Below are 25,488 nucleotides of genomic sequence, written 5' to 3'. Positions count from 1 at the left end.
CACATTTTGACCGCGTACACTCTGTGGGAGCGGGCCTGCTCGCGATAGCGGTTGATCAGGCGCCGCTAACGGCTGAAGCCTGCGCAGTCCGCAGTTGATGACGATTGCCCTTGAACAGCACCAGGGTAGCAATCAGCCCCAGCACCGCCGCACCGCTGAGCCATATCCCCGGCGCAGCCTTGTTGCCCAGTACATGAATCAGATAAGTGCATGCCGCAGGTGTGAATCCGCCGAAGGTTGCGGTCGCCAGGCTGTAGGCCAGGGAGAATCCGGTAGTACGCACTTCCACCGGCATGATTTCCGTCAAGGCCACCACCATGGCGCCGTTGTAGGATCCATACAGGAACGACAACCACAGCTCGACGATCAGCAGATGGTTGAAGCTGGGGTTCGCCACCAGCCAGGACAGCGCCGGATAGGCCGTCAGGATTGCCAGGATGGTTGCGGCGAGCAGTAGGGGTTTGCGTCCGACCTTGTCGGAAAATGCCCCCATCACCGGCAGCCAGAAGAAATTCGACAGGCCAATGCACACCGTGACCAGCAACGCATCCAGATCCGACAGGTTCAACTCGGATTTACCGAAAGTCGGTGTATAGGCAGTGATCAGGTAGAACGACACCGTTGTCATCACCACTAGCGCCATGCCGGCCAAGACGATGCCAAAGTTCTGACCGATGGAGCGGATGATTTCCGGCAGGGTAGGGCGGTGCTTTCTCGCCTGGAATTCAGGTGTTTCTTCCAAGGAACGACGAATCACGAAGATCGCCGGTACGATCATGCAACCCACCAGGAACGGCACGCGCCAGCCCCATTCACCCATTTCCTGCGGGCTCAGCCAATGATTGAGGCCCACCCCCAGCAGCCCGGCGAACACCACGGCAGCCTGTTGGCTGGCGGATTGCCAACTGACAAAGAAGCCCTTGCGCCCGGGTGTGGAGATTTCCGCCAGGTACACCGACACTCCACCGAGCTCGACCCCCGCGGAGAAGCCTTGCAGCAACCGGCCCAGCAGCACCAGCAGCGGTGCCACCACACCCAGGGCGGCGTAGCCCGGTACGCAGGCGATCAGCAGGGTACCGGCGGCCATCATCGCCAAGGTGATGATCAGACCTTTGCGGCGACCATGGCGGTCGATGTAGGCACCGAGAAAGATCGCTCCCAGCGGGCGCATCAGGAACCCGGCCCCGAAGGTGGCCAGGGACAGCATCAGCGAGGCGAAAGCACTGCCGGTGGGGAAGAACGTCTTGGCGATGGCCGTGGCATAGAAGCCATAGACCATGAAGTCGAACATCTCCAGGAAGTTGCCGCTGACAACGCGAAAAATCGCCTTGCCGTTGCTCGTGTTGGAAGACATTTAATGTACTCGCTCTGGTAGAACTTTTTGGAAATGCAGTGCCTGCGGGAACGAGCCTGTGGGAGCAAGGCTTGCTCGCGATGAACGAAGGCACGGTCTTGCAGGTGGACCGAGTCGTTTGCGTCGCGAGCAAGCTTTGCTCCCACAGGTCTGCTCCCATAGATCTGGTCCCACAGGTTGTTGCATCTGGACTGGCGGACACTGAAGCCCATAATGGCCATCGCGGTTTTGAGGGGGGGTGAAGATTTGTTAATTGGACGATGGGGCGTGCTTGTGGTCCTGGCGGGCCTTATGTCTGGCTGCGGCAACGGCGATACCCTGGAGCATTTCGGCGGCCCGACCATGGGCAGTCACTATTCCATTCAGTACGTCAGGCATTCGGCCACGCCCGGCCCGAAAGCGGTGCGGGCAGAGGTGGAACAGATCCTTGCCGACGTGGATCGGCAGCTTTCCACCTATCGCAGCGATTCGGACATCGAACGTTTCAATGCGTTGCCGGCCAACAGCTGTCAGGTCATGCCTGATCCGGTGCTGGAATTGATTCGCGTGGGGGAACAGTTGTCCTCGCAAAGTGGCGGTGCTTTTGACCTGACGGTGGAACCGCTGCTGAACCTGTGGGGCTTCGGTCCCCAGTCCCGGGAAGAGAAGGTACCAGGCGTCGAAGCCCTGGCCCAGGTGCGTCAGCGTGTCGGCCATGGTCATTTGCGTATCGACGGCGACCGGCTGTGCAAGGACGCCGCGGTGGAAGTCGATTTCAACAGTATTGCCGCCGGTGATGCCGTCGACCGGATCGCCGCGAGGTTCCAGGCCTTGGGCATCGACAGTTACCTGGCCGAAGCCACCGGAGAACTCAAGGCGGCCGGGCGCAAACCTGATGGTTCAGCGTGGCGTGTCGCCCTGGAGGCGCCTCGGGATGACCAGCAGGTGGCCGAGCGCGTCATCGAAGTCGATGGCTACGGCGTTTCAACATCCGGCGACTACCGCCGATATTTCGAACAGGATGGCACGCGTTATTCCCACGCCTTCGACGCACGGACCGGTGCACCGGTCCTGCACAACCTGGCGTCAGTCACGGTAATTCATCCTTCGGCGATGATGGCCGATGGACTGTCGACGCTGTTGCTGATTCTCGGGCCTGAACAGGGGTGGGACTATGCCGAGAAACACGATATCGGCGTGTTTTTCGTGCTGCGGGACAAAGATCGTTTTGTCACCCGCAGCAATGAGACGTTTGAACGGATCAGCCGCGGGAAAACCCAATGAACACAACAATGTCGGGTAGTGATGACAGGCTGGTGAAAGCCTAGGTGTGGCGAAATAGCGCAGGCAAAACTAGCCTACGACGCGACCAAGGGGTAATGTGCGCGGCGTTGACGCTTCGATAGACTGCGGCCGGGCGCGTGAGCCGGCCCAAAATTGTTCCTTCATGCCGCAACCCGGCGTGATTTAGCCGTCGGTGCCATATCGGGTGCCGCGGCCTGTTCTGAGGAGTACGCATGGCTGTCTACAACTACGACGTGGTGGTACTGGGTTCCGGCCCGGCGGGAGAAGGCGCGGCAATGAACGCCGCCAAGGCAGGACGCAAGGTGGCGATGGTCGACAGTCGTCGCCAGGTCGGCGGCAACTGCACCCACTTGGGTACCATTCCGTCGAAAGCCTTGCGTCACTCGGTCCGGCAGATCATGCAGTTCAACACCAACCCGATGTTCCGGGCCATCGGCGAGCCGCGCTGGTTCTCCTTCCCCGACGTGCTCAAGAGCGCCGAGAAGGTGATCTCCAAGCAGGTGGCCTCGCGCACCGGTTACTATGCCCGCAACCGTGTCGACGTATTCTTCGGGACCGGCAGCTTTGCCGACGAGCAGACCGTGGAAGTGGTTTGCGGCAATGGCGTGGTGGAAAAACTGGTGGCCAAGCACATCATCATCGCCACCGGCTCGCGCCCTTATCGTCCTGCCGACATCGATTTCAGCCACGCGCGTATCTACGATAGCGACACCATCCTCAGCCTGGGGCACACCCCGCGTAAGCTCATTGTCTATGGCGCCGGGGTGATCGGTTGCGAATACGCATCGATCTTCAGTGGTCTGGGTGTGCTGGTGGAACTGGTGGATAACCGTGGCCAGTTGCTGAGCTTCCTGGACTCGGAAATCTCCCAGGCCTTGAGCTATCACTTCAGCAACAACAACATCACGGTGCGCCACAACGAAGATTATGACCGCGTCGAAGGCGTGGATAACGGCGTGATCCTGCACCTCAAGTCCGGCAAGAAGATCAAGGCCGACGCCTTGCTCTGGTGCAACGGTCGTACTGGCAACACCGATGCCCTGGGCCTGGAAAACATCGGCGTGAAGGTCAACAGCCGCGGCCAGATCGAAGTCGACGAGAACTACCGCACCTGTGTGCCGAACATCTACGGTGCAGGTGACGTGATCGGCTGGCCGAGCCTGGCCAGTGCCGCCCACGACCAGGGTCGTTCGGCCGCCGGCAGTATCGTCGACAACGGTAGCTGGCGCTTTGTCAACGACGTGCCGACCGGTATCTATACCATTCCGGAGATCAGCTCGATCGGCAAGAACGAGCAGGAACTGACCCAGGCCAAAGTGCCTTATGAGGTGGGCAAGGCCTTCTTCAAGGGCATGGCGCGGGCGCAGATCGCCGGCGAGCCGCAAGGCATGTTGAAAATCCTGTTCCACCGCGAGACGCTGGAAGTCCTCGGTGTGCACTGCTTCGGTTACCAGGCGTCGGAGATCGTCCACATCGGCCAGGCGATCATGAATCAACCGGGTGAGCTGAACACGCTGAAGTACTTCGTCAACACCACGTTCAACTACCCGACCATGGCCGAAGCCTATCGGGTAGCGGCCTATGATGGGCTCAACCGGCTTTTTTGAGCGGCTCCGGCCGGTGGCCTGAGCCGGCCGGGGAGACCGATTTCAGCCATTCTCGAGCGTGGCGGTGGCCAAACCGGGAAAGTCTGTAATCAGGCTGTCAGCGCCAAAGTCGGCGAGTCTGCGCATCAGCGCAGGCTCGTTGACGGTCCACACCGACACATGCAGCCCCTGGCGCTGCGCCTTGATCAGGCGCTCGGGCGTGCATAAGGTCCAGTTCAACGCCAGAATCTCACAGCCGTAACTCTGGGCGACCTTCAGCGGGTCGAGCCAGGCGTACTCGGCTACCAACCCGCGGGAGATGTCCGGCGTCAACTCCAGGGCGGCCTTGAGCACTTCCCGGGAACTGGAGGTGATGGTGACCCTGTCCAGCAGGCCGAAGCGCTGGGCCATCTCGCGGATTCCCAGCACAGTGGCCGCTGCCCGGGTGCGTGAAGCGCTCTTGACCTCCAGTTGCCAATGCTCGAAATCACACTTCTCGAATAACTCTTCCAGGCGGGGGATCGGGCATGGCGTGATCCAGCCCGGTCCACCCTTGCGCGCATCGTAGGTCACCAGTTCGGCGGCGGAGTGCTCCACCACCTTGCCCCGGCGATCGGTCGTGCGCTTGAGGGTAGGGTCATGGATCACCATCAACTCGCCGTCCATGGACAGGTGCAGGTCCAGCTCGCAACGGCGCACACCGTGCTTGAGACATTCCTGAAAACCGGTCAGGGTGTTTTCCGGTGCTTCGCCCTTGGCGCCGCGGTGGCCATAAATGAGGGTCACGGTTCTTCCTTATTGATACCTGATTCGTTCAGTTCCCGCGCCAGGCGGCGTTCTTGCGCCTGTTTCTGCAGGATGTAGCGTGCCAGCAGTTGGCGCTGGGCGTCGGTCGGGCGTTCGAACTCGGTGCCCACGTCGTAGCCGTCGCCCTTGGGGTCGCAATGGGTGACCCGCGCTCGCAGCAACAGCCCCAGGGCCTGGGGCATGAGCACCAGTTTGATCGACAGGTGCGCGCCGATGGCGATGGGGGTTGCATACTGGAAGTCGATGCCGCCTTCGGAAATGATCACCGGCTGCGGTTCGCCGATTTCGCCGAGCACGGTCAGGGCAATGACCTGACTGAGCAGATCGATACGTCTGTTCATGACCTTGAGATAGGCCGCGATGCTGCGCTCGCGCTCGCTGATCTGGCGCAGCAGGTGCTGTGACTCGAACTCGCTCAAGTGCAGTTCGCTGAGCAAGTTGAACAATGGAGAGGGATCCTGCAACACTTCCTGGTCAGCAGCTTCAGGAATGGAGAGGGGCCGAATTTCCAGTGCGATCATGTCCTCGATACGGTAGTATTCGCGGCGATCTTCTTCATCTAATGTCGACATGGCGAACCCATGGTAGCGGCGGTGGTCTGAGTGTAAAGCTGGTTTGAGACCCCCGCCACAAGGACGTTCCTTTTCCCTCCGAACAAGCCCCGACATGTTCAGACCTCTCTTCGTATTCATCGGCACGCGTTATACCCGTGCAAAACGTCGCAATCATTTCGTATCGTTCATTTCCCTGACATCCATCATCGGGCTGGCCCTTGGCGTGGTCGTGATGATTGTCGTGTTGTCGGTGATGAACGGCTTCGACCATGAGATGCGTACCCGCGTGCTGGGCATGGTGCCCCACGCCACCGTCGAATCCGGCGAAGCTATAAGCGACTGGCAGAGCCTGGCTGCCAAGGCCAAGCAGAACCCGCAGGTGCTGGCCGTTGCGCCTTTCACCCAGATGCAGGGGCTGCTGACCCACGACGGCAAGGTGTCCAAGGTCCTGCTCAACGGCATCGACCCCGGACTCGAGCGACAGGTGTCGATCATCGATAACTTCATGCAGCAGGGGCGGCTCGACGACCTGGCGCCGGGCAGTTTCGGCATCGTGATCGGCGACAAGGCCGCGACCAAACTGGGCGTGGCCATCGGTGACAAGCTGACCTTCGTCGCGCCGGAAGTCACCGTAACGCCGGGCGGTGTGTTCCCGCGCATGAAGCGCTTTACCGTGGTCGGCATTTTCCATGTCGGCGCCGGGGAGCTGGACGGTTACCTGGGCGTCACCAACCTCCAGGACCTGGCGCGCCTGCATCGCTGGAAACCGGACCAGGTCCAGGGGCTGCGGCTGAAATTCGATGACCTGTTCCAGGCACCACGTGCCGCGTGGGCCATCGCCCAGCAGCTCGGCGAAGACCGTTACTACGCCCGGGACTGGACCCGCACCCACGGCAACCTGTACCAGGCGATCCGCATGGAAAAAGCCATGATCGGCCTACTGTTGCTGCTGATCGTCGCTGTCGCTGCGTTCAACATCATTTCCACGCTGGTGATGGTGGTGAATGACAAGAAGGGGGATATCGCCATTCTGCGGACCCTGGGCGCCACGCCGGGACAGATCATGCGCATCTTCATGGTCCAGGGCACCGTCATCGGTGTGATCGGGACCCTGGTTGGCGCCCTGGTCGGAATGTTCGCCGCGCTGAACGTCAGTGCCGCGATTGCCGCCCTGGAAGGTCTGATCGGGCACAAGTTTCTCAACGCCGACGTGTATTTCATCGACTACCTGCCATCGCAACTGCAGGCCGACGATGTGTTGATGGTCTGCGGCGCCGCGTTGATCCTGAGTTTCCTCGCCACCCTGTATCCAGCCTGGCGTGCTGCGCGCACCCAGCCTGCGGAGGCGTTACGTTATGAGTGAGTCGGGCATGAGTGAAAAAGCGATCTTGAGCTGCCGCAACCTGGGCAAATCCTACGAGGAAGGCCCGGAGTCGGTAGTGGTGTTGTCGGACCTGCAGCTGGAACTGCATCCGGGTGAGCGGGTGGCGATTGTCGGTACCTCCGGGTCGGGCAAAAGTACCTTGCTCAACCTGCTGGGCGGTCTCGATACACCGACCGCCGGCAGTGTCTGGCTGGCTGGAGAAGAACTCTCGGCGCTGAACGAGAAAGGCCGTGGCCTGTTGCGCAACCGCTCCCTGGGCTTCGTCTACCAGTTCCACCATTTGCTGCCCGAGTTCACTGCCCTGGAAAACGTCTGCATGCCGCTGTTGATCGGTCGCACCGCGATTCCAGAGGCCCGCCAGCGCGCTACCGCGTTGCTGGAGCGGGTAGGGCTGGGCCATCGCCTGGAGCACAAGCCGGCGGAACTGTCCGGTGGCGAGCGCCAGCGCGTGGCGATCGCCCGGGCCCTGGTCAACAAGCCTGGCCTGGTGATGCTCGACGAGCCGACCGGCAACCTCGATTCCCACACCGCCCAGGGTATCCAGGACCTGATGCTGGAGCTCAGCACCTCGATGCGTACCGCGTTCCTGGTGGTGACCCACGACATGAACCTGGCCCGGCAGATGGACCGCGTCCTGCATTTGCAGGAAGGTTGCCTGACGCCTATCTGACCGCCCGCAACCCGGCGTCGGTAACACGCGCCGGGTCTTCAATTTTCTACGGTGCTCCGCGAATGTTCAGACCGTTATCGATCTTCATCGGCACGCGCTATACCCGCGCAAAGCGTCGCAATCGCTTTGTTTCGTTCATATCCATGACCTCGATGATCGGCCTCGCCCTGGGTGTGCTGGCGATGATCGTGGTGCTGTCGGTGATGAACGGCTTCCAGCGTGAGATGAGCTCGCGCATCCTCGGCATGGTGCCCCATGCCACGATTGTCGGGGTCAAGCCGATCGATGACTGGCAGCCAGTGGCCGCCGCCGCGCTGAAAAATCCCGAGGTGACCGCCGCCGTGCCGTTCACCGAGATGGAAGGCATGTTGAGCTATAAGGGCTCGATGCAGCCGATCCAGATCAGCGGCGTCGACCCGGCCCAGGAAGGCAAGGTGTCCATCGTCGCCCAGCATATCGTCCAGGGTCGTCTCGATGCCTTGAAACCGGGTGAGTTTGGCGTGGTGATCGGTGAAATCACCGCCCGGCGCTTCCGCCTGAACGTCGGCGACAAGCTGACCCTGATCGTGCCGGAAGTCAGCACCGCGCCGGGCGGTATCACGCCGCGGATGCAGCGACTGAATGTGGTCGGCGTGTTCAAGGTAGGCGCCGAGCTGGATGGCTCCATGGCCCTGATTCATCTGGCCGACGCTGCACAGATGCAGCACTGGCAGCCGAACCAGGTGCAGAGCGTGCGCCTGGCGGTGAAGGACCTCTACGCCGCGCCAAAGGTGTCCGGTGATATCGCCACGAGCCTGGGTACGGACTACAGGGCCGACGACTGGACCCACACCCAGGGCAGCCTGTTCAGTGCCATGAAAATGGAAAAGACCATGATCGGCCTGCTGTTGCTGATGATCGTCGCCGTGGCAGCGTTCAACATCATCGCTACGCTGATCATGGTGGTGAACGACAAGGGGGCGGACATCGCGATCCTCCGTACCATCGGTGCCACGCCGCGGCAGATCATGGCGATCTTCATGGTCCAGGGCACGGTGATCGGTATCGTCGGCACGGCGATCGGCGGTGTGCTGGGGGTGATTGCGGCGCTGAATGTCAGTGAGCTGGTGGGGTGGCTGGAGCGAGTCACCGGTCAGCATATCTTCAGTTCCGATGTGTACTTCGTCAGCAACCTGCCGTCTGAGCTTCAGCGTGGCGACGTGGTGTTGATCTGTGCCGCAGGCTTCATCCTGAGCTTCCTGGCCACCGTCTACCCGGCGTGGCGCGCGGCCAAGATCGAGCCGGCGCAGGCATTGCGATACTCGTAAGCCCCGCAGTCCCCTGTGGCGAGGGGATAAATCCCCGCTGGGCTGCGAAGCAGCCCAAAAAGCTCCCATTCAATCTGGCAGATCGGGTTGGCAGGTTTAGGGCTGCTTCGCGCCCCAGCGGGGATAAATCCCCTCGCCACAGGGTTGGCGTTCGGCTCAACCTATTTTGGCAACTCAATCACGAACCGCGTCCAGCCATCGGCTGATTCACAGTGAATCTCTCCGCCATGGGCGCGGATGATCGAGCGGGTGATCGCCAGGCCCAGGCCGGCATGTTCGCTACTGCCTTCCCGGCGGGCCGGGTCGGCGCGATAGAAACGGTCGAACAGGCGCGGCAGCAAGTCCGCCGGGATGCCTTCGCCGCTGTTCTCCACGCTCACGCTCAACGCCTGGGCAGTCTCGATCATTCGTACCCGCACTTCACCGCCCATGGGGGTAAAACGCAGGGCATTGTCCAGCAGATTGGACAGGGCCCGGCGCAACATGCCGCGATCCCCCTCGAGGCGACCACTGCCCTCGCGGCTCAAGCGAACCTGGGCGTCTTCGGCCAGTGGCGCAAAAAACTCCAGCAGCACATCCACTTCCTGCGCCAGTTCCAGCGGCTCGCGGTGAGGCGTCAACAGGCCATGGTCGGCCTTGGCCAGGTAGAGCATGTCGTTGACCAGTTGGGCCATCCATTGCAACTCTTCGAGATTGCTGTGCAATGTCTCGCGGTAATCTTCCAGTGTGCGCTCGCGGGTGAGGGTGACCTGGGTGTGGGTCAGCAGGTTCGACAGCGGCGTGCGCAGTTCATGGGCGATGTCAGCGGAGAACGCTGAAAGCCGTTGAAAAGCGTCATCGAGGCGTCCGAGCATGGCGTTGATGCTGTGGGCCAATTCCGCCAGTTCGGCCGGCATGCGGTCTTCGGGCAGTCGGGCATTGAGTGAGCGCGCCGAAACCCCGCCAGCGATTGCGCCCATGCGTCGTAGCGGCTGCAAACCGCGTCGGGCAACCCAGGCGCCGAGAAGGGCGGTGGCCAGGGCCGACAGGCCAACGGTCAGCCAGATCAGGCGCTGCATGCGTTGCAGGAAATGCTGGTGGTGGGTGATGTCCAGCAGCAGCGTCAGTTGTGGCGAGTCCGGGCGGTCGGGGTACAGCGCTGCATTCAGGACCCGGTAATCGGTGTCGGCGTCATTGAGGGTGGAAAGGCCAGGGCTTTCGGGCAGTCGGGCAGGAATCCGGATCGAACTGTCATACCAGCGCACGCCGTCGCTGTCTTTGATGCGCAGCGCCAGATCGGCCTGTCGGCTCAATTCATCTTCCAGGCGGCGCTGGGTCTGTCCGGCATCCAGATCCTGAAGGGCGCGCCGCAGACCGATCAACTTGTCTTCCAGCAACTGCTGGTCCAACTCGATGAAATGCGCCTCGCTGGCGCGGCTGAACAGTACCCCGGCAAACAAGGACACCACGGCGGTGCAGGCGGCGAACAACAGTGCCAGCCGGCTGCTCAACGACCACCGGCCTCTCACAGGCTGCGCTCTTCAAGCACATAGCCCATGCCCCGCACGGTGTGGATAAGCTTGCTGGGGAACTCATCGTCGATCTTGAGCCGCAGTCGCCGGATCGCGACTTCAATGACGTTGGTATCACTGTCGAAGTTCATGTCCCAGACCTGGGAGGCGATCAAAGATTTGGGCAGTACCTCGCCCTGGCGGCGCAGGAGCATTTCCAGCAGGGCGAACTCTTTGGCGGTGAGGTCGATGCGCCGACCGCTGCGTTCGACGCGGCGGCGGATCAGATCCAGGCGCAGGTCCGCCAGTTGCAGGCTGGTTTCCTGGGGCATCGAACCGCCCCGGCGCAACAGACTGCGGACCCGCGCCAGCAACTCGGAAAAAGCGAACGGTTTGACCAGGTAATCGTCGGCGCCCAGTTCCAGGCCGTGTACCCGATCCTGTACCGCATCCCGCGCCGTCAGGAACAGCACGGGGGTATCCAGCCCGGCTCCGCGGACCGCTTGTAGAATCTGCCAGCCGTCGCGTCCGGGCAACATCACGTCGAGGATCAGCAAGGCGTAGTCACCGCTCAGGGCCAGTTGCTGGCCGCTGATGCCGTCGGTCACCAGGTCGGCGTTGAACCCGGCTTCGCCCAGGCCCTGGCGCAGGTATTGGCCGGTTTTCGTTTGGTCTTCGACGATCAGCAGTTTCATAGGGCGGCTCAGGACAGGTTTCGGCGTGAGGTTATACCGTGCCAGGCACCGCTGCGGCCGAAGCTGACAAAGTTGTAATCAAGCCGTCAGCCGACTGGCAGCCCCACCGGGATAGAGTTTTGCGCAAGCTGAATATTATCCGGTTGGAGTATGGACATGTTGATGGGAAAACGTTTGATCCTGGCCGCTTGTGCGCTGGCCTTCAATGCGTCGTCATGGGCGTCGCCGGGCCAGCATTTCGATTTCGGCGAGCCTGCTCCGGCGGCCAGGGCCAGCCGCACCATTGATGTGGTGATGGGAGACATGACCTTCGATCAGCGCACACTCGACATCAAAGCTGGCGAAACCGTGCGATTCGTGCTGATCAACAAGGGCCGGTTGCTGCACGAATTCAATCTTGGCGACGCCGCGATGCACGCCGAGCACCAGCAGGAGATGCTCAAGATGCAGCAGAGCGGGCAGTTGATGCCGACTGGGATGGGGCATGGCTCCATGGATCATGGTTCGATGGATCATGGTTCGATGGGGCATGACATGGCCGGCATGAGTCATGACGACCCCAACAGCGTGTTGGTGGAACCGGGCAAGACCGCCGAGCTGACCTGGACGTTCAGCAAGGCCACACGCCTGGAGTTCGCCTGCAATATTCCCGGTCATTACCAGGCGGGGATGAAGGGTGACTTGACCGTCAGACAGTAAGCACTCAAAGGCTTGGGCAAAGGCTGATAGAATCCGCTGATTCTTCAGTCAGGTTTCCGTCATGCATCCCGCAGCCGAACATTCGCCGCTGGGCAAATCCAGCGAATACATCGCCACGTACACGCCGTCCCTGCTGTTCCCGATCCCGCGCACCGCAAAGTGGGCGGAGTTGGGCCTGACGGCCGATACACTGCCGTACAAGGGCGTGGATTTCTGGAACTGTTTCGAGCTGTCATGGCTGTTGCCGTCCGGCAAGCCGGTGGTGGCGATCGGTGAATTCGCGATTCCGGCGGACTCACCGAACATCATTGAGTCCAAGTCGTTCAAGCTGTACCTCAACTCGCTGAACCAGACCCCGTTCGCCGATACCGCAAGCCTGGAAGCGACGTTGCGCCAGGACCTCTCGGCTGCTGCGGGTAAACCGGTGCAGGTGCGGGTTCGCAGCCTCAAGGACGTGGAACGTGAGGGCGTCGTGGCGCTGCCCGGTGTCTGCATAGACGACTTGGATATCAGCGTCGACTCCTACGCGCATCCCCGTCCCGAGCTATTGCAATGCGATGAGTCGCGCATCGTCGAAGAAAGCCTGCACAGTCACTTGCTCAAATCGAACTGCCCGGTGACCAGTCAGCCGGATTGGGGCAGTGTTGTCGTGGAGTACCGCGGCGCGGCGCTGGACCCGGCCAGCCTGCTGGCTTACATCGTCAGCTTCCGCCAGCATTCGGATTTCCATGAGCAATGTGTGGAGCGAATCTTTCTCGACTTGCAGCGCTTGCTCAAGCCGGAGAAATTGACGGTGTATGCGCGGTATGTCCGGCGTGGCGGGCTGGACATCAACCCCTATCGCAGCACTGAAAGCGTGCAACTGCCGAACCTGCGGCTGGTTCGTCAGTAACCACCTGGCAGAGGGGATCCCCTGTGGGAGCGAGCCTGCTCGCGATAGCGATGGATCAGACAGCATTGAGGTCGGATGTGCTGCCGTCTTCGCGAGCAGGCTCGCTCCCACAAAGATGGCATTTCAGGTTGCAGTATAAAAAAGCCCCGCCATCGATGGAGCGGGGCTTTCTTTGTCCGGTGTTTCAGATCCCCATGTTGCCCAGCGTCAGCATGATGTTGCGCAACGTCCCTGCAACGGCTGGGTGGCTGACTTCGAAGCGTTCCACGGCCAGGTTCACGCCATCCACCAGGTTGGTGTTCTGAAGGGTGTTCTCCAGCTGGATTTCGGCTTCGATCTGAGCCATCAGTTGTTGCAGGTTTTCGCGCTCAGGTTCGGACAGGGGCGGGTTCTGGTCCAATTGCTCGCGCAGGGCATTGAGTTGTTCTTGCAGTTCGAGGCGCGCCATTGGCATTAACTCCCATAATTGATAAGCACAGCCATGGATCGCGACAGTGCGTCAAAAGTCCATGGCATGTCCTAAGAGTAATCCACACTCACGCTCCCTGCATGATCCCGGTCAGGGCTTCTCGCCTTTGATCCGACGCAAACTGATGTCCGCCAGGCAGGTATCCAGTTCGCCCAGATGATCGATGACCGAATGCACCCCCAGGCTAAACAGCTCTACCGTGGCCTTGGCGCGCCTGATTTCCCGCTGTTGTTGGCTCAGGGCTTGCCATTCGCTGGGTGTCAGGCCACACAGCGAGCCGCAGGAGGCCAATCCGATGGTCCACAAACCGGCGTTGAGCCCTGACTGCAGCAAGCGGGGTTCGCCGCTGACCAATACACATCCGTCCAATTGCTGGACGTTCAGCGCCATCAGTGCCTGCCAGCAGGCATGAGGGGCCGGCCACGGATTATTTGTTGCAGGAAGTTGCGGCGATTTGATCCACGCCGGTAACGACGCCGCCAGGTCATGACTGACGGCTGGCGGCAGTTCATCGAGCCAGGCGCAGGGGATTTCCTGACGTTGCAGGTTCCGCAGGCTCTCGAGGGCGCCGGGTGTCGGTTGCGCGTGTTCGGCCGGTGCTGCCCCTGGGTGGCGAATGCGCGCGCCGAAATCCACCAGGCATCCGCTAAGGCCAAACAGTACGGCGGTGAGGCTGGGAGCGGGGAGAGGCAGGGCTTCGGCACGGGGCATGGGGATCGTCCTTGAAATAAGCCGAGCCTAACGGGTTTCAATGACAGACCTGTGACAGAGAAATGAAAGGGTTGGTCATGGAAACGTCCTACAAGCAGCTTCTTTTTCCATGCTGCCTATCGACGCTTTCCACCTTATACTAGCGGCATCCTACCGCCTGGGCTCGGCGCCCTTGCTCGAATAAACCAAGGAGTTTTCCCTTATGCGCTGGAGCCATCGCCTAGCTCAGCTGTTTCTTTCCGCCAGTGTGCTGCTGGTCCCGTTTGCCGCTCAGGCCGCTACGGAAGAAGATCCTTGGGAAAGCATCAACCGTCCGATCTTCACCTTCAACGACACCGTCGATACTTACGCGCTCAAGCCACTGGCCCAGGGTTATCAATACGTGACGCCGCAGTTCCTTGAGGACGGCATCCACAACATGTTCCGTAACATCGGGGACGTGGGCAACCTGGCTAATGACTTGTTGCAAGCCAAGCCGGCCGCCGCCGGGGTCGACACAGCCCGGTTGATTTTCAACACCACGTTCGGCTTGCTGGGCTTCTTCGACGTAGGCACCAAAATGGGCCTGCAGCGTAGCGATGAAGATTTTGGCCAGACCCTCGGCTATTGGGGGATGGGCAGCGGTCCTTACGTGATGCTGCCGTTGCTGGGGCCTAGCACGCTGCGCGATGCACCGGCCAAGCTCGTCGATAACTACACCACGCCCTATCCCTACATTGACAATGTGTCGGTGCGCAACTCGATCTTCGGCCTGAACGTCGTCGATACCCGTGCCAGCCTGTTGTCGGCCGAGAAACTGGTGAGGGGCGACAAGTACGTGTTCATCCGCAACGCTTACCTGCAGAACCGCGAGTTCAAGGTCAAGGATGGCCAGGTCGAAGACGATTTCTGATTCGATCCAGAAACAAATGGAAGGCGGCCTTGATGGCCGCCTTCCGTACTTTTGCGCTTTGTCTGGTCGGTTTGACCTTCCATTGAGTTACGCTTCGCTCGGTTCTTATAACTCTCTGTACTTTGACAAATAAAGACGGCAAGCGGCTATCCGCATGAGCTTGAAACGCCCCGCGGATGGGAGTACCGTCTGCGCCTTAGAAGGGCACCTCTGATGTAATAGTGTGTAGGGCAAAGGCCTGAAGCCGGTACGACAGAGTGGCTAGAAAGCGAATCCAGTAGTGCGTGCGAGGCCAGATGGCCCAGCCGGCTACGCCAACCTAATTCTGGCGCCGTTTGCCCACATGCCAAAAACCAGTGCCACGCTGCTGATAATCGATGATGACGAAGTGGTGCGAGCCAGTCTCGCAGCCTACTTGGAAGACAGTGGTTTCAGCGTCCTGCAGGCCAGCAACGGCCAACAGGGTCTTCAGGTATTCGAGCAAGACAAGCCCGACTTGGTCATCTGCGACCTGCGCATGCCGCAGATGGGCGGACTTGAACTCATTCGCCAGGTCACCGAGATCTCATCGCAGACGCCGGTGATAGTGGTCTCGGGCGCGGGTGTGATGAATGACGCGGTCGAGGCATTGCGTCTGGGCGCGGCAGATTACCTGATCAAACCCCTCGAAGACCTGGCGGTGCTTGAGCACTCGGTGCGCCGGGCTTTGGACCGTTCCAGGCTGTTGGTTGAGAACCAGCGTTACCGCGAAAAGCTGGAAACGGCCAACCGTGAGCTGGAAGCCAGCCTCAACCTGTTGCAGGAAGACCAGAACGCCGGGCGCCAGGTGCAGATGAACATGCTGCCGGTCAGCCCCTGGGCCGTCGGCGATTTCCGTTTTGCCCACCAGATCATCCCGTCGTTGTACCTGTCGGGGGATTTTGTTGACTATTTCCGGGTCGATGAGCGACGAGTGGCGTTCTACCTGGCGGATGTCTCCGGCCATGGTGCTTCGTCGGCTTTCGTTACGGTGCTGCTGAAGTTCATGACCACGCGGTTGCTGTTCGAATCCAAGCGCAACGGTACGCTGCCGGAGTTCAAGCCTTCCGAGGTCCTGGGGCATATCAACCGGGGCCTGATCAGTTGTAAGCTGGGTAAACACGTCACCATGGTCGGTGGAGTTATCGACGAGGAGACAGGGTTGTTGACCTATAGCATCGGCGGTCACCTGCCGTTGCCTGTGTTGTACACGCCAGACAGCGTTCGGTATCTGGAAGGGCGTGGTTTGCCGGTGGGCCTGTTCAACGAGGCGACCTACGAAGACCACGTGCTGGAATTGCCGCCGGTATTCAGCTTGACGCTGATGTCTGATGGCATTCTGGATCTTTTGACAGAACCTACACTCAAAGAGAAAGAAGCGGCCTTGCCTGAGCGGGTGAGTGCAGCGGGCGGCAGCCTGGAAGGCTTGCGCCAAGTGTTTGGATTAGCCACGCTAGGGGAGATGCCGGATGATATCGCCCTGTTAGTGTTGAGCAGGAACCTTTGATGAGTACTGGTAGAATCCAGTTCGCCGAGCAGGACGGCACATTTGTCCTGAAGTTTGTCGGTGAAGTGCGCCTGACCCTGTGTTCGGCGCTGGATGCGACTATTGAGCGGATCTTCACCGCGCTGAATTTCAGCGCCATCGTGATCGACCTGACTGAAACCCGCAGCATCGACAGCACCACCCTTGGCCTGCTGGCCAAGTTATCGATCCTGTCGCGGCAGAAGGTTGGCCTGCTGCCCACCGTCGTCACCACCCATAACGACATTACCCGTCTGTTGCAATCGATGGGGTTCGACCAGGTGTTCAACATCGTGAGTGACCCGGTGCCGTGCCCTGAGTGCCTGGATGACCTGCCTGACCAGGACCAGTCCGAGGAAGAAGTGCGGGTCAAGGTGCTCGAAGCCCACAAGATCCTCATGGGGCTGAACGAGTCCAATCGTGAAGCTTTCCATGATCTGGTGAACGCGTTGGAACGTCCCTGATCCTGGGATGACCTGGCGGGCCCCATCGCGAGCAGGCTCGCTCCCACAGGGATTGGGCTGTACTCAGATGAGGGTTACGCGAAACTTGTGGGAGCGAGCCTGCTCGCGATGACGTCTGTTCTGTCGTCCAATCCCTCAGTGCGAAGCCAAGCCATTCCAACATGAAAAGGGGGCGAACCCATCAAGGTTCGCCCCCTTTTGCATGCCTGTGAATCAACTCAGAGCTTGGCTTGTAGCAACGCCTCAAGCTTCTCCTGGTCCCGGGCAAACTGACGGATACCTTCTGCCAGCTTCTCGGTTGCCATGGCGTCCTCGTTGGACAACCAGCGGAACTGCGCTTCATTGAGGCTCAAGCGTGCTTCACCGGCCTGGCCCGGTGCCAGCTTGCGCTCCAGCTTGCCTTCGTCAGCGGCCAGCTTCTCAAGCAATTCCGGGCTGACGGTCAAGCGGTCGCAGCCGGCCAGTTGCTCGATCTGATTGAGGTTACGGAAGCTGGCGCCCATGACCACGGTCTTGTAGTCATTGGCCTTGTAGTAGTTGTAGATGCGTGTCACCGACTGGACACCAGGATCATCGGCACCGGTGTAGTCGTTGCCATTGGCCTTCTTGTACCAGTCGTAGATACGTCCCACGAACGGCGAAATCAGGAACACCCCGGCATCGGCACAGGCCGCGGCCTGGGCGAAAGAGAACAGCAGGGTCAGGTTGCACTGGATGCCTTCACGCTCCAACTGTTCCGCGGCGCGAATGCCTTCCCAGGTCGACGCGATCTTGATCAGCACACGATCACGGCCAATGCCGGCCTTGTCGTACAGTTCGACCAGGCGATGGGCACGCTTCAACATGGCGTCGGTATCGAACGACAGGCGCGCGTCCACTTCGGTGGAAATGCGCCCTGGAATCACCTTCAGGATCTCTTGTCCGACCGCCACACCAAAGCGGTCACTGGCCAGTCCCACATCTCCCTTGCAGTCCGCCACGCAGGCGTTCAACAGCTCTGCATAGCCTTGCATCGCCGAGGCCTTCAGCAGCAGGGAAGGGTTGGTGGTGGCATCTACCGGCTTGATGCGGGCAATGGCTTCGAAGTCGCCGGTGTCGGCCACGACGGTGGTGAATTGCTTGAGTTGTTCCAGCTTGGAAGTCATGAGCGTGCTCTGTCCTGTGGGTCTGTTGACATTACCCGAGGGCCGGCGGCCACTCAAGGGCGTGTGCGGGGATCGATGGCCCCTGTGGCAACAACCTGAAAACGGCTGTTTGAAAGGGCGGGGCAGGTACCGGTAGATACGATGCCAAAACCGCGTGCAGGTTCAACACGATCGCCTGATGGTCATGCATGTTGTGTGTTCAAGAACAGGTCCGCAATACTTGTTGGTAGTAGCGTCGTCGAGATCAGAATCAATCGCTGGCCCGCCCTTGTCATTGCCATATAGAGTTTGCGCGAATTCTGTTCCCGCTCCTGGGCAGAAAGCACGCCCTCTTGAGCCGTTTCTCTCATGAGCTTTTCCAGGCCCAGCAGCAACACGATACTGGCTTCAAGCCCTGTAGCGGTGTCCACTGTGGAAACACGCAGATTATCTGCGTCCACATGAACGGACTCCATGCTGTTCAGATCCCAGACTTTGCGCGAACCGAATCGATCGCTCAACGCCTTGAGCAGCAGCTTCTTATTGGTGTCCCGGCCATATAGCACAAGCATGTTCGATAGATTGATCTGCTGGGTTTGCAAGTAGCCGGCTATCTCGTTACAGGCCTGTATAACCGCATCCTGGGGTGTGTCCGATCGGATCAATAGCGGGGCGATGCCTTCGTCCATGCCATTGAAATCAGGCTGCAGATAATCGTCCGGGTCGGTTTGGGTAAATTCGGCCAAAACAAGACCGGCTGCCCGCAGTATGGCCTGAGTGGTTCGGTAGGAGTGATGAAGCTTCTTTGTTTTACCCGCCACATCCAGGCCGACACGCTTCCAGCTGAGTCGGCTTTTCAAAAAGCCCTGGTTGGGGTCGGCACATAAAAACAGGCTGCCTTCTGAGTCGGCCAAGGTGCTTTTGACTAGTTGAAACCAGGTCGGCGCGAAGAATTGGGCTTCGTCTACCAGGATGTGTTGATACTTATCGAGCTTGTCGAGCTTCGTCAGACACAGATCCCGGGACAATGAACTCCATAAACGAGAGCCTTGCTTGCGCAATGCATCAGTGACCTGCCCGTAGAGCGCCCATACCTGGCCCCGTTCTTCCTTGCGCAAGGCAAACCCTTGGCCGGCGCGTTCGGCGTCCAGATAGCCTTGCTCGTCGCTAATCAATGACTCATTGATGAAGTCGAACTCGTCCAGGAGTTGTTCATTCCCGGGCTTCAAGTCCGGAAAGGATTTCCGATAATGGCCAATTTGGCTGGTGACTTCTTTAGGGAATACCATCTCTGGTTGCAACTCAAAATGGTTCACCCATTGCTGTCGTATCCATGCCAGCGCGGTCACGATTGTCAGGTTGCGCGGCAAACCCTCCGGGCTGGCCTTTTTCAAGCGGTGCTTGAGGTCTTTAACCACCGGCACATTGTGGATTAGCATCAATATCTTTTGATCTGGAAATTTTTTCGCCAAGATCAACGCCCGGTTAGCGGCAATCAATGTCTTTCCGCTTCCGGCAACGCCATTGACCAGCCGCACCGAGAAATCATTCAAGGTTTGCGTTTGTTCCTCAGGCAACTCCAAGTCCAACTTACTGGCCCACTCTTGTTGTGTGTCCAGGAAATAACGTGTGGTCTTTGCTGAGTTATCTCGTGAGAAATGCCGGCGGGTCGTGCAGATTGCCGGTATTTCGGCTTCTGGAAAATAGTGCCCCATGAGCGTGTCGCTGGCTTCGCGGCTCAGCGAGCTGAATAACTTGGGCAATTGTTCGTGGCCAAGCTCGATAAAGGTGCTCTTGGACATGAGCCGCGGGCCGTCAGGCGTTGAGTAGTGCTGCCACAGGCGTTTGGTCTGTTCGGGCGTGCAGTTCCACATGATGATCAGTTTGCCGAGTCGCTGCCCGGCCGGCATCTTGTCGGGCTCAGTCGCTTCGAGGTGCGAAACCAGCTCTGTAAAGGTCTGTTGTTCGGTAGCGGTGAACAGTTGATCGGGGTCTAGTGTGTCAAAAGAGGTTTCACACAACACAGTAGCCAGCCATTGATGTTGTGCATGTTGGAGGAAGAAGTCAGGGGCCCAGGCTTCCCGAGCGAGGCACTGGCGTACAACATGGTTATCATCCAGTTTGCGCAACGTACGTTTAACGTGAACATAGGCGCCAGTGCTGCGCTGCCATTCAGGGATAAAGAGTGTCATAGGGGCAGTACCACTTTGCGGCATCGACTGATCAGACTCAAATACTCATCGGCCCATAGCTGCGTAACGTTGTTACTGCACTCAATCCCCTGGGCCAGCTCAGGCCCGATAATGATCAATTTGGTCATCGCCCGGGTGATGGAAACGTTCAGTCGCTCAGGCTGGAAGAAAAACTCTGCGACAGCACCAAGGAATGCCTCATCGCCGCTGGCCAATGACACGATGATAAGTTCGCGTTCCTGCCCCTGCATGCGTTCAACGGTATCTGCGACGATGGTTTGGGCGAGTTCGCGTCCAAAATGACGAGTCAATAACGTTCGAATCGCCCGGCCCTGAGCCCGGTAAGGTGTGACAATGCCGATATCTGCCGGGGCGACACCCATGGCATGGGCGACTTTGCAGAGTTCAAGTACATGCTGAGCATCCCGAAAGTTTCGGGTTTTTGCCGTTCTGTCAGTCGTGGGAATAAATATGGCGCTTGCCTCTGGATCAAAGACGCGATCCATCGGGGACTCGACCTCAACGTAGTTGAAGCGTCGGTCTTTATTGGGGCCCGCCGCACGTAACTTGCCTTCGTAGTAATTTTGGCCCGGCCATTCGGTCAACCATTGATTCATCCGGTAGGTTTCTTCAAGCATGACCGTGTGGTCGGCTGTTTGTGAGGTAAGACGGCCAAAGATCGACATCGATTCGCCAGAAAGGACCGACTGGGACAACAGCACCGGCGGCAGTTGTTTCTGGTCTCCAATGAAGATAAAGCGTCTACCTTTGCGCATGGCCATCAGCGCGAGGGGGAGGGTAATCTGACTGGCTTCGTCAAAGATCACCGTGTCGAATTTGAAATGTTCAAGCTGGCTGCAGGTGGCGAACGGAGTCGCGCCAATGACATAGCCGCTGCCGTCCGCAGGCAGGTTCTCCCAATCGGCGGGTGTTTTTGCCCAGTCAACGGTTTTGCTTACATCCTCAGGACGGCCACCAATCTTCACCGTTGGTATGTTGCGCTCGGCAATCTTTGCAAGGGCATTGTTGATAGCCATGTGCGTGTGAGAGGTGACAAATACCCGTTCCTGACGCTCGACCAGTAGCTGGGCAATAAGCGCGAGTGCACGGGTCTTGCCGGTCCCGGGTGGGCCTTGGATGCAAGCAATTTGCTCAGCGGCAAAGGCCATGGCGACAGCCCGGGCTTGATGTTCGTTACACTTGTTTTGGATGGCGAAACGTTCAGCGTAATCTAGGTCCGCGTCGTTGAACGTGATGGCTGGCGCATCGCCGAGCAGCGGGATAATCAGGTTGTCGGTATTGATTGAATCTGCAATATCTTCCAGGGTCTTTTCATAGCGGGGCGTCAGATCCAGCGCGTCCATATCCGCATAGCAAGGTCCGCCCTGGTAGTTGTCCCATACCGTATTAGCCAGTTTCTCGCTCAGCAGCCATCGCCCTTCTTCTTCGCGTTCAAAGGTCATCCTGGCGCACAACAGCCCGGTAGACGGATCGCCAAGGTGCAAACGCAGCATATCCCCTTCACGAAAGCGTGATTCGCTCTCATCAAGGTGCGCCCAAAGACAAGTAGCTTTGTCGGCTCTTTCTAGGTGCGTGAAGCCCTGAGTCAAACCCTTTTCAAGCTTCTCATGCAAGGGGCGCTGCCAGGTTTGCAAAAGTTGCTGAAGGTTCGCATCGCGCTCGGCATAGATAAATTTAAAAAGCTTTTTAATAAGCGGATGCTGCCCTTGCATGGCGATATTCGTCCCTGAACGGTGATGGCACAACAGTGTTGCATACTGTTGAAGCGAGGCGCGAGCGATATGGATCCAATATCCTCACGCGAACCCGATCGCACGATTGAATGCAACTGCAGCTCAGCGAATTTTCACCTAGGACGATGCTTGCCTCAGATGCGCGTATTAACGCCCCTCCAGCAACTGCCCCGCCTGGTCCAACAGCGCCAACGGATCCTTGGTCTTGTGAATGTCCACCGACAACAACTGCCGAAACCGTCGCGCTCCTGGAAAACCAGTGCCCAGGCCCAACATATGACGGGTGATATGGTGCATCGCCCCACCAGCGGCCAAGTGATTGGCAATATAGGGTCGCAGTTGTGCCAGCGCCTCGGCCCGGGTGATGACCGGCGCGGTGCTGCCGAACAGCTGTTGATCGACCTCGGCCAGCAGATAGGGGTTATGGTACGCCTCGCGCCCCAGCATCACGCCGTCGAAGGTCTGCAGATGCTCATGGCACGCCTCAAGCGTCTTGATCCCGCCGTTGAGCACGATTTCCAGCTCCGGAAAATCCGCCTTCAACCGCGCCACCACGTCATAGCGCAGGGGCGGGATATCACGATTCTCCTTCGGCGACAGCCCCTCCAGGATCGCGATCCGCGCATGCACGGTAAAACTCGTGCAACCGGCCTCGCGCACCGTGCCAACGAACTCACACAGCTGCTCATAGCTGTCCCGCCCGTTGATCCCGATCCGATGCTTGACCGTCACCGGGATCGACACCGCATCACGCATCGCCTTCACACAATCGGCCACCAACCCCGGATACGCCATCAGGCACGCACCGATCATATTGTTCTGCACCCGATCGCTTGGACAGCCGACATTGAGGTTGACCTCGTCGTAGCCATGCTCCTGGGCCATCTTCGCGCAGGCGGCCAGATCCGCCGGGACACTGCCACCCAACTGAAGCGCCAGGGGGTGTTCGGTTTCGTGATGACGCAGGAAACGCTCATGGTCGCCGTTGAGCAGGGCGCCGGTGGTGACCATTTCGGTGTAGAGGAGCGCGTTTTTGGAGAGGATGCGCAGGAAGTAGCGGCAGTGGGCGTCTGTCCAGTCCATCATCGGGGCAACGCTGAAACGGCGGGACAAGGGCTGCGGGGGAGCTGGGTATAGAGACATCGGATATCTGGACGGGAAGGCGGAAGGCCGCAGTTTATCAGGAAAGCGCTCTGCGAGGTTTGAAGCTGCAGGATCGCGCAATGCCTGGTGGCGCGTTTCAAGGTCTGACACGTGCAGGCGAAGTGTCGTACCCGTTTCCGTATTCGATTATGGGCGCATTGTTATGCAGGTTGTGGTGTCCGCATTGATTTCCACAAGACTCAATGCCCCATCGTGAAAGGAACAGCCGGTGTCGATGTAGACGACATTACCCAGGCAGGTGACGCTCGATACGGTTGAGTGCCCGACGTAAAGCCGGCTTATTCCCCTGATGGGGTCATTATTCTGCTGTTCGATTTTTCCCCGGGCATACAGAGCTGTTTTCAGGGCGCGGTGGCGGCTGTCTTCTCCAAAATGTCCGGACAAGGCGTCTTTGGCAGTCTGCCAGTCGCCATCGTCGTGTAGTAACGGAGCTTCGGCGTGCACGATGCCCATTTTTCTTCCGTCTACCAGGTCAACTTCAATGATCAGCGGAAGTCCCTGGAGGACATTGGACAGTTCATGCTGGGTCGTGGCTGCCAGCTCATAGAGCCAGGCCCCGCCGTTTCGGGTATGCCTGGCAATGTCGCCCTGTCCGGACACACAGTCGATGAGCATCTGTTCATGATTGCCTCGGACCGCGTGAAACCAGGGCTCCGTGAGCCAGTTCATCACGTCCAGGGAGTCCGGGCCGCGATCGATCAGGTCGCCAACCGAGAAAACACGATCCCGTTCTGCCTTGAAATTGGCGTTAACCAAAAGCGACTTCAGAAGTTTGAAGTGTCCATGGACATCACCTACGACAAAGTCCCGGCCTTTTCCATTGGGGGAGAACGTTCTGATCGTGTTCATCGTCGGCATTTCATGTGGAGAGGGGAGAAGAAGCAGCTTGCTCGCTCTTCTGGCCCGATAACATTATTTTTTCAATTGATAGTCCTGGCCCCACACCCGTACAGAACTGATGGGCTCGTTCTGCCCATCGAAGATGAACTTCTGCCGCACGGCGGCCTTGGGTGGAACAGTAACTTCATCCGGGTTTTCCATTGCCTTGAGGCTGTTGGCATAACCTGCCTGGTCGATAGCCAGCAAGACGCCCGTCTGCCTGAGGTTGATCAGGCGCAGTTGCGTGTCGGTACTGTTCTTGAAACCGAGAGTGACTGTAAGGTTGTCATCACTGGGCTCCAGTTTCAGCACCTCGACGCCGATCCGATCTTTCATTTGTTCGCCGGAGGAAATGATCGCTGCGCCATCGGTGCCCTGGGCTGATTCGCGGCCATCGAGTACACCTTCGCTCACACCGCCCAACAGGTTCTTCCCAGCCGTGATGAACGATGAAACGGCGGCTTTGGTCGAGTCCTTGATGAGGCTGCCATCGGCCGGTTCAGCTTCGGCGAAGCACAAAGTGCTGGCCATGAGGCTGGAGACAAAGAAGAGGGAGCGTGACGGCAAGAGAGTCATACTAGAGTCCTTGAGAATGATCTGCAGCGTCGAGGCATGCAATGGCTGTCGAGTTTATCGCTGACCTACCCGCAAGATGAAATAAATCGATGCGGTTTCGAAGGGTGCAGGGGTTGAGCGAGTCGATGATAGTGCGATCAGTTCATGGGGCGGCATCAGCTGCACTGGCTTGAATCGCCTGACCAATGCACTTCTCGAACACCTGCACCATGGGGCCAAGTGTGCAGTTGTAAGCTGCAATGTTTGCAAAGATCCACTCTTCCTTTTCGATGCCCCACCAACTGATTTCAAGCCCGGCATTCATGATGAGATGTTCGAAGAGAATGCGTTGGGCACGTCCATTGCCTTCGCGAAAGGGGTGGACGACGTTGATATCGGAATAGGCATCGGCCACGGCAACGATCAGGTCCGCCCGGGACAGTCCTTCGAACCAATGGGCGGCGGCCATGTTGCTGAAAATTTTCCCGGCTTCTTTTTCCATGAACTGCGGCTGGCAGAAGCGTGTGTCTTGCTTGGCCATCCCGACGGTGCGCAGTTCTCCGGCCCACTCGTACAAATCCGAGAAGAGTTGCCGGTGGATGTTCTGGAGGTAGGCCAGGTCGTAAGGGGGAGGGTTGAATTCGACATGGTCCGCCGCGATGGCCGTGAGTTGTTGTTCGGCTTCGCTCAAGGTGGGTTCGTCGCGGATATCGAGTTTGTTGCGAAGGACAGTGGAGCCCGGGTAGCAATAGGCGTCTTCACCGACCCCATATTTGTCGGGCATCAGGTTCTGGTCTTGGTGAAGGTCTTCAAGACTTCTTCACGGGTCGGCATTTTGCATTCGCCATCGGAAAAGGTCACTTTGAAGCCTTCCAGGCGCAGGCTGGCCGCATAGTTGGACCGACGTGTCCTGGCCGCGTAGGCCTTCTTGGTTTCAAGGCTGATAGTGCCCATGGGGCTGGACCTCAAATCGCGTGGGTGAATGGATTATAACCCACCGATGACCAATGGCGCTTGCA

25 protein-coding genes are annotated in these 25,488 nt (G+C 59.0%); 10 read left to right on the top strand and 15 right to left on the bottom strand.

The genetic code is table 11. The annotated features are described in order from the left end of the window. Positions 1-55: 55 nt before the first annotated feature. Positions 56-1,354 carry an MFS transporter gene (gene tcuC / locus AD665_RS20485; RefSeq protein ID WP_024778203.1) on the bottom strand — a complete coding sequence of 433 codons (1,299 nt, stop codon included), beginning with the start codon at positions 1,352-1,354 and terminating at the stop codon, positions 56-58. A gap of 213 nt (positions 1,355-1,567) precedes the next feature. Here tcuC and AD665_RS20480 point away from each other — a divergent pair, with 213 nt between their 5' ends. Both AD665_RS20480 and sthA read left to right on the top strand, forming a co-directional pair. After that, positions 1,568-2,617 (top strand): FAD:protein FMN transferase, encoded by a 1,050-nt coding sequence (locus AD665_RS20480; protein ID WP_053193446.1) that lies wholly within the window; start codon positions 1,568-1,570, stop codon positions 2,615-2,617. Positions 2,618-2,850: 233 nt separating this feature from the next. After that, positions 2,851-4,245, top strand: a complete 1,395-nt coding sequence (gene sthA, locus AD665_RS20475) for a Si-specific NAD(P)(+) transhydrogenase (RefSeq protein ID WP_024778205.1) — start codon at positions 2,851-2,853, stop codon at positions 4,243-4,245. A gap of 42 nt (positions 4,246-4,287) precedes the next feature. Here sthA and AD665_RS20470 read toward each other — a convergent pair whose 3' ends face one another. Next, on the bottom strand, positions 4,288-5,010 hold the full coding sequence (locus AD665_RS20470; protein ID WP_024778206.1) for a glycerophosphodiester phosphodiesterase: 723 nt from the start codon (positions 5,008-5,010) through the stop codon (positions 4,288-4,290). Further along, the gene (locus tag AD665_RS20465) at positions 5,007-5,603 is read right to left on the bottom strand and encodes a PilZ domain-containing protein (RefSeq protein WP_024778207.1); all 597 of its coding nucleotides are present in this window, start codon (positions 5,601-5,603) and stop codon (positions 5,007-5,009) included. The genes AD665_RS20470 and AD665_RS20465 overlap by 4 nt, the downstream gene beginning before the upstream one ends. A 94-nt stretch (positions 5,604-5,697) precedes the next feature. On the opposite strand from AD665_RS20465, the gene AD665_RS20460 reads away from it, so the two are divergent. The 3 genes from AD665_RS20460 to AD665_RS20450 all read left to right on the top strand — a co-directional run bounded on the left by AD665_RS20460 (position 5,698) and on the right by AD665_RS20450 (position 8,946). Then, positions 5,698-6,948, top strand: coding sequence for a lipoprotein-releasing ABC transporter permease subunit (locus tag AD665_RS20460; protein ID WP_053193443.1), 1,251 nt, complete (start codon positions 5,698-5,700; stop codon positions 6,946-6,948). A 7-nt stretch (positions 6,949-6,955) separates the two neighbouring features. Next, a complete protein-coding gene (gene lolD / locus AD665_RS20455) occupies positions 6,956-7,639 on the top strand; it encodes a lipoprotein-releasing ABC transporter ATP-binding protein LolD (RefSeq protein ID WP_167355730.1) in 684 nt (227 codons plus the stop codon). Between the two features lie 62 nt (positions 7,640-7,701). Beyond that, positions 7,702-8,946 carry a lipoprotein-releasing ABC transporter permease subunit gene (locus AD665_RS20450; protein WP_024778210.1) on the top strand — a complete coding sequence of 415 codons (1,245 nt, stop codon included), beginning with the start codon at positions 7,702-7,704 and terminating at the stop codon, positions 8,944-8,946. Positions 8,947-9,107: 161 nt separating this feature from the next. On the opposite strand, the gene AD665_RS20445 is transcribed toward AD665_RS20450, so the two are convergent. Together AD665_RS20445 and AD665_RS20440 are read right to left on the bottom strand one after the other, a co-directional pair. Continuing rightward, entirely contained in the window at positions 9,108-10,454 is a 1,347-nt protein-coding gene (locus AD665_RS20445) for a heavy metal sensor histidine kinase (RefSeq protein ID WP_053193440.1), read from the bottom strand. Further along, complete coding sequence (locus AD665_RS20440) at positions 10,451-11,131, bottom strand: heavy metal response regulator transcription factor (protein WP_053193437.1); 681 nt, start codon at positions 11,129-11,131, stop codon at positions 10,451-10,453. Before AD665_RS20440 ends, AD665_RS20445 begins: the two co-directional genes overlap by 4 nt. A gap of 156 nt (positions 11,132-11,287) precedes the next feature. Here AD665_RS20440 and copI point away from each other — a divergent pair, with 156 nt between their 5' ends. Both copI and queF read left to right on the top strand, forming a co-directional pair. After that, on the top strand, positions 11,288-11,830 hold the full coding sequence (gene copI, locus AD665_RS20435; protein ID WP_053193433.1) for a copper-resistant cuproprotein CopI: 543 nt from the start codon (positions 11,288-11,290) through the stop codon (positions 11,828-11,830). 61 nt (positions 11,831-11,891) lie between these two features. Further along, positions 11,892-12,722: an NADPH-dependent 7-cyano-7-deazaguanine reductase QueF gene (gene queF / locus AD665_RS20430; RefSeq protein WP_053193430.1), complete on the top strand. Its 831-nt coding sequence runs from the start codon at positions 11,892-11,894 to the stop codon at positions 12,720-12,722. Between the two features lie 184 nt (positions 12,723-12,906). Here queF and AD665_RS20425 read toward each other — a convergent pair whose 3' ends face one another. After that, complete coding sequence (locus tag AD665_RS20425) at positions 12,907-13,170, bottom strand: DUF4404 family protein (protein WP_024778215.1); 264 nt, start codon at positions 13,168-13,170, stop codon at positions 12,907-12,909. A gap of 111 nt (positions 13,171-13,281) precedes the next feature. Continuing rightward, on the bottom strand, positions 13,282-13,902 hold the full coding sequence (gene pcrP / locus AD665_RS20420) for an HAD superfamily inactivated hydrolase PcrP (RefSeq protein WP_053193428.1): 621 nt from the start codon (positions 13,900-13,902) through the stop codon (positions 13,282-13,284). A gap of 202 nt (positions 13,903-14,104) precedes the next feature. Between pcrP and AD665_RS20415 the strand changes: the two genes are divergently transcribed. The 3 genes from AD665_RS20415 to rssC all read left to right on the top strand — a co-directional run bounded on the left by AD665_RS20415 (position 14,105) and on the right by rssC (position 16,801). Then, a complete protein-coding gene (locus AD665_RS20415; protein ID WP_024778217.1) occupies positions 14,105-14,794 on the top strand; it encodes an MlaA family lipoprotein in 690 nt (229 codons plus the stop codon). Between the two features lie 343 nt (positions 14,795-15,137). Then, positions 15,138-16,319, top strand: coding sequence for a two-component system response regulator RssB (gene rssB / locus AD665_RS20410; protein ID WP_024778218.1), 1,182 nt, complete (start codon positions 15,138-15,140; stop codon positions 16,317-16,319). Beyond that, positions 16,319-16,801 (top strand): anti-sigma factor antagonist RssC, encoded by a 483-nt coding sequence (gene rssC / locus AD665_RS20405; protein ID WP_024778219.1) that lies wholly within the window; start codon positions 16,319-16,321, stop codon positions 16,799-16,801. Before rssB ends, rssC begins: the two co-directional genes overlap by 1 nt. Before the next feature lie 218 nt (positions 16,802-17,019). On the opposite strand, the gene tal is transcribed toward rssC, so the two are convergent. The 8 genes from tal to AD665_RS27445 form a co-directional block, all read right to left on the bottom strand. Then, positions 17,020-17,946, bottom strand: coding sequence for a transaldolase (gene tal / locus AD665_RS20400; protein ID WP_024778220.1), 927 nt, complete (start codon positions 17,944-17,946; stop codon positions 17,020-17,022). Positions 17,947-18,128: 182 nt separating this feature from the next. Continuing rightward, positions 18,129-20,117, bottom strand: coding sequence for a UvrD-helicase domain-containing protein (locus AD665_RS20395; RefSeq protein ID WP_024778221.1), 1,989 nt, complete (start codon positions 20,115-20,117; stop codon positions 18,129-18,131). After that, positions 20,114-21,850 carry a DEAD/DEAH box helicase gene (locus tag AD665_RS20390; protein WP_024778222.1) on the bottom strand — a complete coding sequence of 579 codons (1,737 nt, stop codon included), beginning with the start codon at positions 21,848-21,850 and terminating at the stop codon, positions 20,114-20,116. The genes AD665_RS20395 and AD665_RS20390 overlap by 4 nt, the downstream gene beginning before the upstream one ends. A gap of 168 nt (positions 21,851-22,018) precedes the next feature. Then, the gene (gene dusA / locus AD665_RS20385) at positions 22,019-23,014 is read right to left on the bottom strand and encodes a tRNA dihydrouridine(20/20a) synthase DusA (protein ID WP_053193425.1); all 996 of its coding nucleotides are present in this window, start codon (positions 23,012-23,014) and stop codon (positions 22,019-22,021) included. Between the two features lie 147 nt (positions 23,015-23,161). Further along, the gene (locus AD665_RS20380; RefSeq protein ID WP_024778267.1) at positions 23,162-23,884 is read right to left on the bottom strand and encodes a metallophosphoesterase; all 723 of its coding nucleotides are present in this window, start codon (positions 23,882-23,884) and stop codon (positions 23,162-23,164) included. Between the two features lie 63 nt (positions 23,885-23,947). Further along, positions 23,948-24,490, bottom strand: a complete 543-nt coding sequence (locus AD665_RS20375) for a hypothetical protein (protein ID WP_024778268.1) — start codon at positions 24,488-24,490, stop codon at positions 23,948-23,950. A 142-nt stretch (positions 24,491-24,632) separates the two neighbouring features. Continuing rightward, positions 24,633-25,253: a putative adenosine monophosphate-protein transferase Fic gene (locus tag AD665_RS20370; RefSeq protein WP_024778269.1), complete on the bottom strand. Its 621-nt coding sequence runs from the start codon at positions 25,251-25,253 to the stop codon at positions 24,633-24,635. Then, positions 25,253-25,423 carry a YhfG family protein gene (locus AD665_RS27445; protein ID WP_122319437.1) on the bottom strand — a complete coding sequence of 57 codons (171 nt, stop codon included), beginning with the start codon at positions 25,421-25,423 and terminating at the stop codon, positions 25,253-25,255. Before AD665_RS27445 ends, AD665_RS20370 begins: the two co-directional genes overlap by 1 nt. Positions 25,424-25,488: the final 65 nt, after the last annotated feature.

It is taken from the genome of Pseudomonas corrugata (genome assembly GCF_001269905.1).
Lineage (GTDB): Bacteria > Pseudomonadota > Gammaproteobacteria > Pseudomonadales > Pseudomonadaceae > Aquipseudomonas > Aquipseudomonas corrugata.
Note: the sequence above shows the minus strand (reverse complement) of the source record. Positions and strands in the feature narration are given on the sequence as shown.

Excerpts from the sequence above, each read along its gene's own strand:
- tcuC (WP_024778203.1), bottom strand. The coding sequence starts at position 1,354 with ATGTCTTCCAACACGAGCAACGGCAAGGCGATTTTTCGCGTTGTCAGC.
- AD665_RS20480 (WP_053193446.1), top strand. The coding sequence starts at position 1,568 with ATGGCCATCGCGGTTTTGAGGGGGGGTGAAGATTTGTTAATTGGACGA.
- sthA (WP_024778205.1), top strand. The coding sequence starts at position 2,851 with ATGGCTGTCTACAACTACGACGTGGTGGTACTGGGTTCCGGCCCGGCG.
- AD665_RS20465 (WP_024778207.1), bottom strand. The coding sequence starts at position 5,603 with ATGTCGACATTAGATGAAGAAGATCGCCGCGAATACTACCGTATCGAG.
- AD665_RS20460 (WP_053193443.1), top strand. The coding sequence starts at position 5,698 with ATGTTCAGACCTCTCTTCGTATTCATCGGCACGCGTTATACCCGTGCA.
- lolD (WP_167355730.1), top strand. The coding sequence starts at position 6,956 with ATGAGTGAAAAAGCGATCTTGAGCTGCCGCAACCTGGGCAAATCCTAC.
- AD665_RS20450 (WP_024778210.1), top strand. The coding sequence starts at position 7,702 with ATGTTCAGACCGTTATCGATCTTCATCGGCACGCGCTATACCCGCGCA.
- AD665_RS20440 (WP_053193437.1), bottom strand. The coding sequence starts at position 11,131 with ATGAAACTGCTGATCGTCGAAGACCAAACGAAAACCGGCCAATACCTG.
- copI (WP_053193433.1), top strand. The coding sequence starts at position 11,288 with ATGTTGATGGGAAAACGTTTGATCCTGGCCGCTTGTGCGCTGGCCTTC.
- queF (WP_053193430.1), top strand. The coding sequence starts at position 11,892 with ATGCATCCCGCAGCCGAACATTCGCCGCTGGGCAAATCCAGCGAATAC.
- AD665_RS20425 (WP_024778215.1), bottom strand. The coding sequence starts at position 13,170 with ATGGCGCGCCTCGAACTGCAAGAACAACTCAATGCCCTGCGCGAGCAA.
- pcrP (WP_053193428.1), bottom strand. The coding sequence starts at position 13,902 with ATGCCCCGTGCCGAAGCCCTGCCTCTCCCCGCTCCCAGCCTCACCGCC.
- AD665_RS20415 (WP_024778217.1), top strand. The coding sequence starts at position 14,105 with ATGCGCTGGAGCCATCGCCTAGCTCAGCTGTTTCTTTCCGCCAGTGTG.
- rssB (WP_024778218.1), top strand. The coding sequence starts at position 15,138 with ATGCCAAAAACCAGTGCCACGCTGCTGATAATCGATGATGACGAAGTG.
- rssC (WP_024778219.1), top strand. The coding sequence starts at position 16,319 with ATGAGTACTGGTAGAATCCAGTTCGCCGAGCAGGACGGCACATTTGTC.
- tal (WP_024778220.1), bottom strand. The coding sequence starts at position 17,946 with ATGACTTCCAAGCTGGAACAACTCAAGCAATTCACCACCGTCGTGGCC.
- AD665_RS20395 (WP_024778221.1), bottom strand. The coding sequence starts at position 20,117 with ATGACACTCTTTATCCCTGAATGGCAGCGCAGCACTGGCGCCTATGTT.
- AD665_RS20390 (WP_024778222.1), bottom strand. The coding sequence starts at position 21,850 with ATGCAAGGGCAGCATCCGCTTATTAAAAAGCTTTTTAAATTTATCTAT.
- dusA (WP_053193425.1), bottom strand. The coding sequence starts at position 23,014 with ATGTCTCTATACCCAGCTCCCCCGCAGCCCTTGTCCCGCCGTTTCAGC.
- AD665_RS20380 (WP_024778267.1), bottom strand. The coding sequence starts at position 23,884 with ATGAACACGATCAGAACGTTCTCCCCCAATGGAAAAGGCCGGGACTTT.
- AD665_RS20375 (WP_024778268.1), bottom strand. The coding sequence starts at position 24,490 with ATGACTCTCTTGCCGTCACGCTCCCTCTTCTTTGTCTCCAGCCTCATG.
- AD665_RS20370 (WP_024778269.1), bottom strand. The coding sequence starts at position 25,253 with ATGCCCGACAAATATGGGGTCGGTGAAGACGCCTATTGCTACCCGGGC.
- AD665_RS27445 (WP_122319437.1), bottom strand. The coding sequence starts at position 25,423 with ATGGGCACTATCAGCCTTGAAACCAAGAAGGCCTACGCGGCCAGGACA.